Below are 12,012 nucleotides of genomic sequence, written 5' to 3'. Positions count from 1 at the left end.
GTGGTCGGCAGGAACTAGCTCGTCAATGCTGACGAACTCCATAGTGGACTGGGTTTGGGGGCGGTCTTTTAACATGCCCCATTATAAAAAGTCCCCGCACGAGGGCGAGGACTTTGTCAGCAGTCTGGGCCACCTTTGCGGTGGCCGTTTTTGGTTGGTTAAATATCAGTTTTACAGACGATGACAATTATGCCTGAACGACGCATCAATGGTTTTTTCTACGGCCTGTTTATGGATGCCGATCTTTTACGCGAGAGTCAGATCGTGCCGGAAAATCCGTGCCCTGCCTATGTGGATGATTTTGAACTGCGTATCGGCCAGCGCGCCACATTGGTTCCGGCTGCCGGTGCGCGCTCTTACGGTATGGTGTTTGCTCTGACCCACGATGATTTGGATAAGCTCTATAGTGCGCCAGGCCTGGAGCACTATCGGCCGGAAGCGGTGCTGGCTTGTTCGTTGGATGGTGAAGAGATACCGGCGCTTTGCTACAACCTTGAAGAAGCACCGGGCGATGACGAGGTGAATTCGGAGTATGCAAAGCGCCTTCGCACGGTGCTTGAAAAACTCGGTTTTCCAGCGGAATATATTGCTTCGGTTTGTTAGGGAGTATTGGCATGTACCAAGGCGAGTGCCATTGCGGTGCAGTGAGTTTCGAAATCAGTGAAGCGCCGGAAAAACTGGTGGATTGCAATTGTTCAATCTGTCGGCGCATCGGGGCCCTTTGGGGGCATGTGTCTATTGATAGTGTCAACATCAATTCACCCGCTGAAGGTACAACGGCTTATGTGCAAGGGGATAAAACTCTTGCTGTTCATACCTGCAAAAGCTGTGGTTGCACCACTCACTGGGAGAGTTTACAGGCGGACGGTGAATATATGGCGGTGAATTTTCGCATGTGTGAGCCGGAAGTGATTGAGCAGTTCCGTATCCGAAAATTTGATGGTGCCGACAGTTGGAAGTTTTTGGATTAACCCTGAGAGTGCCTTTTTCTACTCACCCAAAAACAAACCCCCAAACACAACCCCACAAACAGTAGCATCGGCCAGTGACCAAACCGGTTGTATGGCGTAGTTCCGGTGTGCGGCGTTACGCTGCTTTGCAGTATGCCTTCCTGAAACTGCGGCAGTTTTTCAAAAATTTCCCCTTTGTGATTGATCAACGCGGTAATGCCATCGTTGGTGGCGCGTATTACCGGTTTGCCATTTTCCAGCGCGCGCATTTGTGCCATGCTCAGGTGTTGGTGGGGCGCCAGGGTGTCGCCAAACCAGGTGTCGTTGCTGACGGTGAGTATCAGGCTGGCGTCGGGGCTGAGTTTGCGCACCAGATTCTGGTAGGCAATTTCGTAACAAATGGCGGTGGCGATTTTGTGGTCGCCGGCGGTGATTAGTGGTTGGTCATCAGTGCCCGGTGTAAATCCGGACATGGGCAGATCGAAAAAGCCGCCCAGCTTGCGCAGCAGTGTGGCCAGCGGTACGTATTCACCAAAAGGCACCAGGTGTTGTTTGCGGTACTCGCCGCTGGCTTTGCCCAGGGCGATAACGCTGTTGTAGAACTCGTCGTCGGCAAAGTTGTACACCGGAATACCGGTGATAAAGGCGGTGTCGGTTTGCCGGGCCAGTTGATCCAGTTGACGTATCAATGGCATCACCCGGTGCTGCAATTCCGGGATGGCCGCTTCCGGCCAGATCACCAGTTGGTTGTCCCACAGTTGCTCACCCAAACTCAGGTTGTTGCTGATAATGCGGTCCCGGTAGCTGATCTGCCAACGGTCGTTTTGCGGGATATTGGGTTGCAAAACGCCGATGCTCAACGGCTTTTGTGGGGTTGTCCAGGTGGCTTGTTTCAGCCCCAGCCCCGCCAGCCACAGCAGCAGGCAGACGCTGACAGCGACGATGCTGGAGCGGCTGCGCTGCTGCAATAAGCTGGCAGCGGTGGCGCCGCAAAAGGCCACTATCCAGCTGATGCTCCATACGCCCCCCAGTGGCGCCCAGCCTGCCAGCCAACTGTGGACATGGCCGTAGCCCAGATAAACCCAGGGGAAGCCGGTGAGTATCCAGCCGATAAACCACTCTGCCACCACCCAGAGCGCCGGGAATGCCAGCAGTTGTGCAGCGGCGCTGCGCTTAACCAAACCCAGCAGGGCAAACGGCAGGGAGAAAAACAGCGCCAGTACAATCACGAACAGCGCTGTGAGTAACAGTGCCGCCGCCAATGGGGTGGAGCTGTACACGTTGATGCTGTTAAACACCCAGCTGGCGCCCACGGCGAATACCCCCAGGCAGTAGAGCACGCTGTGCCAGTAGCTGGCCTTGATCGTTCTGCCTGGCAACAGGTACGCCAGTACACCTGCACTGAAAATTCCCAATGGCCACAAGAAGAAGGGCGCCAGGGATAGGGGGAGCAGGGCGCCGGCAAGGGGCAGGGCGATGCGGTGGAGAGTGGTTTGTTTTGCCATGGCATTTTTTACTGCGGTCATTGCGAGGAGACTTTCTTTTAAGAAAGGCGACGTGGCAATCTCCATCAATTTGGCACAATTCTGGACGAGATTGCCGCAGTCGCTACGCTCCTTCGCAATGACGTTGGATAATTGTATTTATTAGGTTAGCTGGCGGCCAGTTCCAGCAGGTGTATACGGCGGCCATCCCCTTTGACCACGGAGAACGAGAAACCGTCCACTTGCACCTGTTCCCCTTCACTGGGCAGGCGGCCAAAGGCTTGCATCACAATGCCGCCGATGGTGTCGTATTCTTCTTCGTCCAGGCTGGCGTCGAAGTGCTCGTTGAATTCCTCGATGGGGGTGAGGGCTTCCACCAGGAATGAGCCATTCTCCTGGGGGCGAATTTGCGCCACTTCCTCCTCGTCGGTTTCGTCTTCGATTTCACCGACGATTTCTTCCAGTACGTCTTCAATGGTCACCAGGCCGGACACGGTGCCGTACTCGTCCACCACCATGGCCATGTGGTAGCGCTGCTCGCGGAATTCTTTCAGTAGCACATTGAGGCGCTTGCTTTCCGGGATGATGGTGGCTGGTCGCACCAGGTCGGCCATATCGAATTCGTCGCTGTCTTTCAGCAGCAGCGGCAGCAGCTCTTTGGCCAGCAGCACGCCGCGAATATCGTCGTGGGATTCCCCCACCACCGGAAAGCGGGAGTGTCCGCTTTCGATCACCACCGGCAGGAATTCCTCAGGGGTTTGGTCGTACTCGATGGCCACCATCTGGGAGCGGGGAATCATAATGTCCCGCACCTGCTGCTCCGATACTTCCAGAGCGCCCTCGATGATTTCCAGAGCCTCGCTGTCGATGATTTTGTTGTTGTGGGCTTCGTGCAGTACTTCCAGCAGTTCTTCGCGGGTTTCCGGATCGGATGAGAAGGCGTTGGTCAGTTTGTCGAGCCAGGATTTGTTGTCCTGGTGACTACTGTCAATGTCGTCGCTCATGAGTTTTGTGGTGCTCTTTTTGGGGATTGGTAAAAGGTGTCATTGTACGGCTCGGGAAACCCCAGATCGGTAATGATTTGGGTCTCCAGGGCTTCCATTTCGTCGGCATCACCGTCGTCAATGTGGTCGTAATCGAGCAGATGCAAGGTGCCGTGAACCAGCATGTGGGCCCAGTGTGCATCTGCGGTTTTTTGCTGCTGTTGTGCTTCCCGCGCCACCACCTGGGCGCAAATGGCCAGGTCACCCAGCAGGGGGATGTTCAATTCCGGGGGCAATTCCGAGGGGAACGACAGCACGTTGGTGGGGCTGTTTTTCTGGCGATAGCGGTGGTTCAGGTTTTGGCTTTCCTGCTCGCTGACAATGCGCACTGACAATTCTGCGCTGCTGCGTTGTTGCTCGGTGGGCAACGCCTGCAGCGCGGCTTTTACCCACCGGTGTATGTGCTCGTCGTCGGGCACGTCATCGCTGCCAGAGGCGTTTTCAATGTCGATCAGCAGGTTCACTTGTCGTCTTTCTTATCTAAGCTCTCGTGAGCGTCATAGGCTTCGACAATGCGCGCTACCAGCGGGTGGCGCACCACATCTTTGGCCTGGAAGTGGGTGAAGCTGATGGCGTCTACATCCTTCAGTACATCGCACACATGCACCAGGCCGGACTTGGTGCCGCGGGGCAGGTCGATCTGGCTGGTATCGCCGGTGATTACCGCAGTGGAGCCAAAGCCAATGCGAGTGAGGAACATCTTCATCTGCTCGCGAGTCGTGTTCTGGCTCTCATCGAGAATAATGAATGAACCGTTGAGGGTTCGGCCGCGCATATAGGCCAGCGGGGCGATTTCGATGACGTTGCGGTCGATGAGTTTTTCCACTGTGTCGAAGCCGAGCATTTCGTAGAGGGCGTCGTACAAGGGGCGCAGGTAAGGGTCTACCTTTTGCGACAAGTCACCGGGCAGGAAGCCGAGCTTTTCCCCCGCTTCCACAGCCGGGCGTACTAACAAAATGCGCTCTACTTCGTCCCGCAGCAGTGCTTCCACCGCACAGGCCACCGCCAGGTAGGTTTTGCCGGTACCCGCCGGGCCGATGCCGAAGTTGATGTCGTGGTTGTGAATGGCGCGTACGTAGTGTTGCTGGTTGCCACCACGGGGCTTGATGTTGGCCTTTTTGGTGCGGATCAGGGTAAAGGGCTCGACGTTGTTGTCGCCGTCCTGCGACGGGGTGGTTGTGCTCATGGGTTTTGCCTTCGAGGGTCTGACGTTTTGCAGGGCATGCTGCAACGACAGGTGAATGGTTTCCGGGGTCAGCTCGTGGCCGCTGGCGGCTTCCTCATACAGGGTGCGCAGCAAATCACTGGCCGCCGCGGTGCTGTCTGGCGTGCCGTACAGGGCAAATACATTGCCGCGGCCGTGAATCTCAATGTTCAGCCGTTGCTCGATTTGGCGGAGGTGTGCGTCGAATTGCCCACAAAGGGAAGCCAGGTGTCTGGCGTCATTGGGTTCCAGAGTGACGGTATGGGCGGCAGTTTGAGTGTTCAAGCGGTGTAATGGGGCCTTTGGGCTGCGGATATGTGCTTAGCATATCGCCTTTGTGGGGGTAGGGGAACTGGATTGTTAACCGCTCGTCATTGCGAGGAGCGCAGCGACGCGGCAATCTCCATCAGCCCTCTGCCATATTGGATAAGATTGCCGCGTCGCCTGCGGCTCCTCGCAATGACGATGTTCAAAAATTATCTGGATCCGGCAACTCCCAACTATGCCACTGCTGGTAAATCAGTGAGGTCTCAATATGGGCCACTTCTGCTCGCTCGGTAAAGCCGGATAGCACAAAGTCACGCAGGTGGTCGGTGTTTCTTACCCATATTTGTACCTGGAAGTCGCTGGCTCCGCTGGTGTGCAAAATATTAACCACTTCAGGCAGTTGCAGCAGGTGTTGGCGAAACGAGTCGACATCGTCGCGAGAATGTCTGTGCAGTTTTACCGCCACCAGTGCCTGTATTTCGCCTCCGGCGATCTGGGTGTCCAGCTCGGCGTGGTAGCCCTGAATAACGCCGCTGGCGCGCAGGTGCCGCACTCTGGCCAGACAGGATGAGGGGGCCAGGCCCACGGCCTGGGCCAATTCTTTGTTGGATATCCGCGCATTCTTTCGCAGGTTGCGCAGAATTTCGAAATCTGTTCGGTCGATCGCCATATTTGCACTCAAAAAGAAATTTTATTCGGTAATAAAAATATTTATCTGAATCTAATTAGAATTTACTTCTATTTAAAAAAATATAAAAGAAGTATTAACTTTCAGGAGATGTTATGAACGATCTTGCCATCAACCTGGCCCCGGCCAAGGCACTTTCACCGGTACGCAACAGCAGCGAAGCACTGCATCTCGATCAGTTGGTGGATGAGCAGCTGGCCCACTTCAATATTGATGCAGACAGCGAATTGGGCCGGGCTTTGGGTAAAATTGCCCACAGTCTGTATCAGTGCCAGGGCGGTGTTGACGATATCTGGCAGCTGGCTCAGAGCAGCATGCAGGAGCTGGACCGCAGCGACCGCATTGCTCTGTTTAACGCCAAAAAGTTCCTGTCGTTCCAGATCGCCAAGATTCTCGACAACTTCCAGAACAGCTTTCGCAAAAGCTACCAGGGCTTGGGAGAGTCCGGCGCCACTCAGGCGGCCCGCTGTGCTTACCCGATTCTGGACAACGTCACCGCGCTATTCTCCGCCACCCCGGTGATTGCCCGCACCGCCACCTACACTTTTGCTTGCGCCGACTGGATTGCTGATGCCTTCGAAGGCAAGGAGTTTATGCTGCAAATCTACTCGCGGCTGCTTAACCCCACTTCCATCGCCCTGGCCAACCACATTGTCGACCTGGAATGTGGCCCCCACGCCGGTGAATATATGGCCTGGAACTACAACAGCGGAATGGCGGCCATCGACGGCACTCTGTCTCACGTACTCGGCCACGAAGATGTACTGATTGCCAGCCGCAATATTTACGGCGGCGCTCACCAACTGATTCACGACTGGTTTGCCAAACCCTCCAACCTCAATATCGGCGTGGAGCAGTACGACGGTTTTGGTGTGGAAGAATTTATGGCCTGCTGGCGCGAAGCCAAGGCCAAGTATGCCGGTCGCTTGCAAAACGGCAAGCAGGCGTACCTGTACATCGAATCTCCCTGTAACCCCCATGGCTATGTGCTGGATGTTCCGGCCTTGTGTAAAGCGGCTCACGCCGAAGGGCTGCGGGTGATTCTGGATGCCACTGTTGGAACGCCGGTGTTGCAGCAGCCCCTGCGTCATCCGGATACGGATTGCCGCCCGGACTTTATGATCCACAGCTACACCAAGGACCTGACCGGTACCGGCTCTGTGATTGCCGGCGGCGTCATTGCCCGCAACGAGGACATGTTTATTCCCAAGGGCATGCCCGGTTGGGAAAACACCATGTTCTGGAACGTGTACTACATCAAGGGAGCGTTCCTGTCGGCGGACTCCGCGTTTGAAGTGCTGCAAGGCATGCGTACTCTGAACCTGCGGGTAATTAATAAGGCCATCAATACCGAGATACTGGCCAACTACTTTGCCGCGCACCCAGGCATTCGGGTAAATTGCCACGCCGTTCCCGGCAACGAAAATTATGCGTTGAAGGAGCAGCACCTGAAGCACGGCTTGCCAGCGCCACTGTTTACCTTTGATATGGGCAGCATTCCCAAAGACTGTTTCCAGCGCTTCTTCGATGCCCTGGAACCGGCCTATTCTCACCAGATCAGCCTGGGGCAGACCAACACCATTGTCAGCTGTCCGGGATTGACTACCCACTCGGAACTGAGCGAGGAAGACCAGAAAAAGGGGAGCATCTACCCGACAACGGTGCGTATTTCACTGGGCTGTGAAAACCCCAAGGATTTGATTGTTCACTTTGCCGAGGCAGCCAAACTGACCATCGATCCCGTGGTGCCTGGGTTTAGTGCGCAGTTGATGGGGGAGGGCGATGTGAATCGGTTGATTACCGATACCTATATGAAGCGGCATCAGTTGTATGTGGAGTCGTTGTTGTAACCTGTCATCCTGAGGGAGCGAAGCGACCGCGAGGATCTCGTACTTTCAAACTTGTGAGATCCTCACGTCGGTTGCGCCTCCTCAGGATGACATTATTCTGAAGCAACCAATGTTCCGCGCAGTGAATGCGGCAATGCTTCTTCAATCAGCACATCCGCAAAAGTACCAATCAAACTGTGGTCGTCGCAGCGGAAATTCACCACCCGGTTGTTTTCCGTGCGGCTTTGCAGTTGACCTGGGTCTTTCTTGGAAATACCTGTCACCAGCACTCGCTCGGTGTTGCCCACCATGTGGCGGCTGATGCGCATGGCGTTTTGGGTAATGCGGTCTTGCAGTATTTTCAGGCGCTGCTTTTTCACTTCATCCGTGGTGCTGTCCGGCAAGTCACTGGCGGGAGTACCGGGGCGGGCGCTGTAGATAAAGCTGAAACTGGTGTCGAAACCGATGTCGTCAATCAGCTTCATGGTGTCGGCAAAGTCTTTTTCGCTCTCGCCGGGGAAACCGATAATAAAGTCGGAGGAAATACTGATGTCCGGGCGAATCTGCCGCAGTTTGCGGATTTTGGATTTGTATTCCAGTGCTGTATGGCCGCGCTTCATGGCCATCAGAATACGGTCAGAGCCGCTTTGCACCGGCAGGTGCAGGTGGCTGACCAGCTCTGGCACTTCCGCGTAGGCAGCAATAAGGCTGTCGCTAAACTCCACCGGGTGACTGGTGGTGTAGCGAATACGGTCGATGCCGTCCACTTCAGCCACGTAACCCACCAGTTCCGCCATATCGCATACATCCCCTTCTGGGGTTTCGCCGCGATAGGCGTTGACGTTCTGGCCCAGCAAGTTGATCTCGCGAACCCCTTGCTCTGCCAGGTGTGCCACTTCCGCCAGCACATCCGCCAGCGGGCGGCTGACCTCTTCGCCACGGGTGTAGGGCACCACGCAGAAGGTGCAGTACTTGGAGCAGCCCTCCATGATGGATACAAACGCAGTAGCGCCGTCCGCTTCCGGTTGCGGCAGGTTGTCGAACTTCTCAATCTCCGGAAAGCTGATATCCACCACTACCGTGCCGTCGGACTGCTCGCTCTCGGTCATCATCTCCGGCAGGCGGTGCAGGGTTTGCGGGCCGAATACCAAATCCACAAAGGGAGCGCGCTTGGCGATGGCGTCGCCTTCCTGGCTGGCCACACAGCCACCCACGCCGATCACCACATCCGGGTTGGCCTCTTTAAATGGCCGCCAGCGTCCCAGTTGGTGGAACACTTTTTCCTGAGCTTTTTCGCGAATGGAGCAGGTGTTCAGCAGCAACACGTCCGCTTCCGCCGGATCGTCGGTGGTGACCATCTCGTGGCTTTCGCCCAGCAAGTCACGCATACGAGCGGAATCGTACTCGTTCATCTGGCAGCCGTGGGTGACGATATGCAGTTTTTTAACGGGCTTGTCGGTAGTGGTCTGTTCGGACATTGATTAATTTGTGTACAGATTCAGGGGGCGCGAATTATAGCCATAACCGCCGCTAAAACACAGTTCCATAATTTGTTCCCTGCTCTCCACAATTGCTGCGCCGTTTCTGCAACCTGTTTCTATAAAGTGCCCCAACACTGATTTTGGGGGTCGAGATGAAACGTTTGCCGTTGTTGTTAAAGGGTGGGGTGTTGTTGCTGTTGGCACTGCTGTTGCTGATACCGCTGAGTATGGTGGGCAATCTGGTTGGCGAGCGCATGGCGCGTCAACATCAGGTGGAAGCCGAAATTGCCAACAGTACTGCATCGCCGCAGTGGTTGGCGGGGCCGCTATTGACCATTCGCTACACGGAACGCTGGACGGAGCAGAAGGAACGCCAAAAAAGTGATGGCGACAAGCTGTGGGCCGAGACCTACGAAACCAAACGGGTGGCCAGGCGGGTGTGGCGGGGTTATCCGCAGCAGTTGCAGATGTCCGGCGAGATGGCAGTTGAGCCACGCTACCGGGGCATCTTTGCCGCGCAGGTATACCACCTCAACAGCACGCTCAGCGGCCACTGGCAGATGCCCGGGTTGGATCAGTTGCCCGCCAGAGATGGCAGTAATATCACTGTCGACCGCGTTCAGGTGTCGTTGCTGGTCAATGACCGCAAAGGGTTTTTGAATCAACCGCAACTGACTCTGAGTGCTGGAGGTAATCAGGCAAAACCGCAAAAGCTGGTGTTCAAACCAGGCTCCGGGTTGGCTGGCTGGGATGCCGGTGTGCATACGGATTTGCCCTTGTTGTTACCGGGCAAAGAGGCCTCCTGGCAGTTTGATATCAATTTGATGTTGCAGGGCACCAGCCGTTTTGCATTGGTGCCGCTGGCGGACAACAACCAGCTCGCTCTGGCCGGGGATTGGCCGCACCCAAGTTTTGACGGGCAATTTCTGCCACTGGCAAGAGCGGTTGAAAACAACCAGTTCAACGCCGAATGGCAGGTGACTGCCATGGCCAGCTCGGCGCAAAGCGAGTTGAACCGTGGGCTTAAGGAAGAAAACCTCTACCTCAGCAATATTCAGAATATGGGGGTGTCGTTGATCAACCCGGTATCCGTGTATTCCAACACCGATCGCGCTCTCAAATACGGTTTTCTGTTTGTGGGCCTGACGTTTGCCAGCTTCCTGCTCTATGAACTGTTGATGCGCCTGCGTATTCACCCGGTGCAATACGGTTTGGTGGGGTTGGCTCAGGCGTTGTTCTTCCTGCTGTTGTTAAGTCTGTCCGAGCACCTGGGTTTTGGCAGCGCCTATCTGCTGGCCATGCTCTGTTGCGTGGGGCTGGTGGGTTACTACCTGGCCAGTGTGCTGGGCTCTGTGAGCCGAGGGGCGGTATTTGCGGCTGCCCTGGCGGGAGTGTACGGCATGCTCTACTTGTTGTTGCAATCGGAAGATTACGCGTTGCTGGGTGGTTCGCTGGCGTTGTTTGGCCTGCTGGCAGGGGCTATGGCGTTGACCCGGAAGTTGGATTGGTATCGATTGGAGTCTCAATTGAGCAGGGCGCAATAGCCCTCCCCGATTTGTTCACCCCCCTTTTGCGCCGTTTCGCGGCGCTTTTTTTATTTCTTGTCCGAGTGCCCCAAGTCGTGCTCCGGGGCAATGCGGTCCCGCACCAGTTGCTTCAGCTCGGTGATTTCCGGGAAACGACCTTCCTGTTTGCGCGACCAGAGCGATTTTCCATCGAGGCGAATTTCAAAGATGCCACCTGTGGAGCCGGGTTTCAGGGTCAATTGGTCGAGTTCTCCTTCGAAGGTGGTTAACAGTTCCTGAGCCATCCAGGAGGCACGCATCAGCCAGCGGCAGCCGGTGCAGTACTCGATTTCAATGTGGTTACTCATAGTTCAACCCTTTGCTGAATGGTTCACATTTGTTGCTGTTGGCAGCGTGACACCAGCGTCGGCGGGGTGTATCCTTCGCGCCCATTTTCTGCCAACCAGTTTGTACCGGAAGCCATGTCCAAGACACCAGTGTATCGCGTTACCTTCTTCAACCAGAATGAAGTGTACGAAATTTACTGCCGCCACGTGTATCAGAGTGACCTGTGGGGATTCCTTGAGGTGGAGGAGTTTGTCTTTAACGAGCGCAGCCAGATGATTGTGGATCCGGCGGAAGAAAAGCTGAAAACCGAGTTTGCCACCGTCAAACGCACCTTTATCCCCATGCACAATGTGGTGCGTATCGACGAAGTGGAGAAGGGCGGCACCGGCAAGATTACCGAAGCCAAGCCCGGTTCCAATGTCAGTCAGTTCCCGTTTCCCAGTGCGGGTGGCAAGCCAGCGGCTGAGTAAGTGCTCCTGTCATCCTGAGCGCAGCGAAGGATCTCTATGTTGATCAGAGTGCGAGATCCTTCGCTGCGCTCAGGATGACGCAAGTAATCAAAAAATCCACCAGCCGTCTATGGCGTCGTCTAGCTCTTTCTTGCAGCTTTTCAGTTGCGAGCCATAAGTTTCCGCCCGGCGCTTCACTTTGTTGGCCACTCCCAATAGCCACTGCTTCCCCTGATAGCTCTTGCGGGAATAGCCGCCGCGGCCCTCGTGGTAGGCCAGGTACTGGTTGTAGGTATCCCACTTTGAGACTTTCAGGGTGCGCTGGGTGGTGTGGGTGTACCAGCCGATAAAGTCGATGGCATCGTCAAAGTCATCCCGGTCGGCGCCGGAGCGCCCGGTGGCTTTGCGATAATCCTTCCAGGCCGGGTTTTGTGCCTGAGCATAGCCGTAGGCAGAGGATTTGCGGGGTAAGGGGATAAACAGGAACCACTTGCGCTTGGGTTGGGCGTCGTGCACAAACTTCGATTCCTGGTGCATGATAGCCATCATCACATGAATGGGCGTGCCCCAGCGCTTGTTGGCATCCACCGCCGCTTCGTACCAGTCGGTCTCACCGCGGAAAATCTCGCAGACATTGTTGAGGTTGTCCGGGCGATAAGTGGAGCAGCCTGATAGCAGGCTGGCGGCAATTAACAGTGTCAGGGCTTGTGCTTTCATGGCGTCATAATAGGGTCTGTTGAGGTTTCATATCCACCTCTGCTGAG

Annotated in this window: 13 protein-coding genes; 5 read left to right on the top strand and 8 right to left on the bottom strand. The window is 55.6% G+C overall.

Translation table 11 applies throughout. The annotated features are described in order from the left end of the window. The first annotated feature begins 189 nt into the window (after window positions 1-189). On the top strand, window positions 190-603 hold the full coding sequence (locus QSV34_RS14105; RefSeq protein ID WP_289155749.1) for a gamma-glutamylcyclotransferase family protein: 414 nt from the start codon (window positions 190-192) through the stop codon (window positions 601-603). A gap of 11 nt (window positions 604-614) precedes the next feature. Continuing rightward, window positions 615-971, top strand: a complete 357-nt coding sequence (locus QSV34_RS14100) for a GFA family protein (protein ID WP_289155747.1) — start codon at window positions 615-617, stop codon at window positions 969-971. On the opposite strand, the gene lnt is transcribed toward QSV34_RS14100, so the two are convergent. From lnt to QSV34_RS14075, 5 genes are all read right to left on the bottom strand, one after another. Further along, on the bottom strand, window positions 968-2,476 hold the full coding sequence (gene lnt / locus QSV34_RS14095; RefSeq protein ID WP_289155745.1) for an apolipoprotein N-acyltransferase: 1,509 nt from the start codon (window positions 2,474-2,476) through the stop codon (window positions 968-970). The genes QSV34_RS14100 and lnt overlap by 4 nt on opposite strands. 125 nt (window positions 2,477-2,601) lie before the next feature. Beyond that, a complete protein-coding gene (locus QSV34_RS14090; protein ID WP_289155743.1) occupies window positions 2,602-3,438 on the bottom strand; it encodes a CorC family transporter in 837 nt (278 codons plus the stop codon). Beyond that, entirely contained in the window at window positions 3,435-3,941 is a 507-nt protein-coding gene (ybeY, locus tag QSV34_RS14085) for an rRNA maturation RNase YbeY (protein ID WP_289155741.1), read from the bottom strand. The genes QSV34_RS14090 and ybeY overlap by 4 nt, the downstream gene beginning before the upstream one ends. Then, window positions 3,938-4,966: a PhoH family protein gene (locus QSV34_RS14080; protein WP_289155739.1), complete on the bottom strand. Its 1,029-nt coding sequence runs from the start codon at window positions 4,964-4,966 to the stop codon at window positions 3,938-3,940. The genes ybeY and QSV34_RS14080 overlap by 4 nt, the downstream gene beginning before the upstream one ends. 184 nt (window positions 4,967-5,150) lie before the next feature. Continuing rightward, complete coding sequence (locus QSV34_RS14075; RefSeq protein ID WP_289155737.1) at window positions 5,151-5,618, bottom strand: Lrp/AsnC family transcriptional regulator; 468 nt, start codon at window positions 5,616-5,618, stop codon at window positions 5,151-5,153. Window positions 5,619-5,731: 113 nt separating this feature from the next. Between QSV34_RS14075 and QSV34_RS14070 the strand changes: the two genes are divergently transcribed. Beyond that, window positions 5,732-7,486: a trans-sulfuration enzyme family protein gene (locus tag QSV34_RS14070; RefSeq protein ID WP_289155735.1), complete on the top strand. Its 1,755-nt coding sequence runs from the start codon at window positions 5,732-5,734 to the stop codon at window positions 7,484-7,486. 92 nt (window positions 7,487-7,578) lie between these two features. Here QSV34_RS14070 and miaB read toward each other — a convergent pair whose 3' ends face one another. Next, window positions 7,579-8,943 (bottom strand): tRNA (N6-isopentenyl adenosine(37)-C2)-methylthiotransferase MiaB, encoded by a 1,365-nt coding sequence (gene miaB / locus QSV34_RS14065; protein WP_289155733.1) that lies wholly within the window; start codon window positions 8,941-8,943, stop codon window positions 7,579-7,581. Between the two features lie 155 nt (window positions 8,944-9,098). Here miaB and creD point away from each other — a divergent pair, with 155 nt between their 5' ends. Continuing rightward, a complete protein-coding gene (gene creD / locus QSV34_RS14060; RefSeq protein WP_289155731.1) occupies window positions 9,099-10,490 on the top strand; it encodes a cell envelope integrity protein CreD in 1,392 nt (463 codons plus the stop codon). Between the two features lie 50 nt (window positions 10,491-10,540). Here creD and QSV34_RS14055 read toward each other — a convergent pair whose 3' ends face one another. Further along, window positions 10,541-10,819 carry an Rdx family protein gene (locus tag QSV34_RS14055; RefSeq protein ID WP_289155729.1) on the bottom strand — a complete coding sequence of 93 codons (279 nt, stop codon included), beginning with the start codon at window positions 10,817-10,819 and terminating at the stop codon, window positions 10,541-10,543. 114 nt (window positions 10,820-10,933) lie between these two features. Here QSV34_RS14055 and QSV34_RS14050 point away from each other — a divergent pair, with 114 nt between their 5' ends. Then, a complete protein-coding gene (locus QSV34_RS14050) occupies window positions 10,934-11,269 on the top strand; it encodes a DUF1820 family protein (protein WP_289155728.1) in 336 nt (111 codons plus the stop codon). Between the two features lie 87 nt (window positions 11,270-11,356). Here QSV34_RS14050 and QSV34_RS14045 read toward each other — a convergent pair whose 3' ends face one another. Continuing rightward, window positions 11,357-11,965, bottom strand: a complete 609-nt coding sequence (locus QSV34_RS14045) for a transglycosylase SLT domain-containing protein (protein WP_289155727.1) — start codon at window positions 11,963-11,965, stop codon at window positions 11,357-11,359. Window positions 11,966-12,012: the final 47 nt, after the last annotated feature.

This window comes from Porticoccus sp. W117 (assembly GCF_030341905.1).
Taxonomy (GTDB): domain Bacteria; phylum Pseudomonadota; class Gammaproteobacteria; order Pseudomonadales; family Porticoccaceae; genus SCSIO-12696.
Note: the sequence above shows the minus strand (reverse complement) of the source record. Positions and strands in the feature narration are given on the sequence as shown.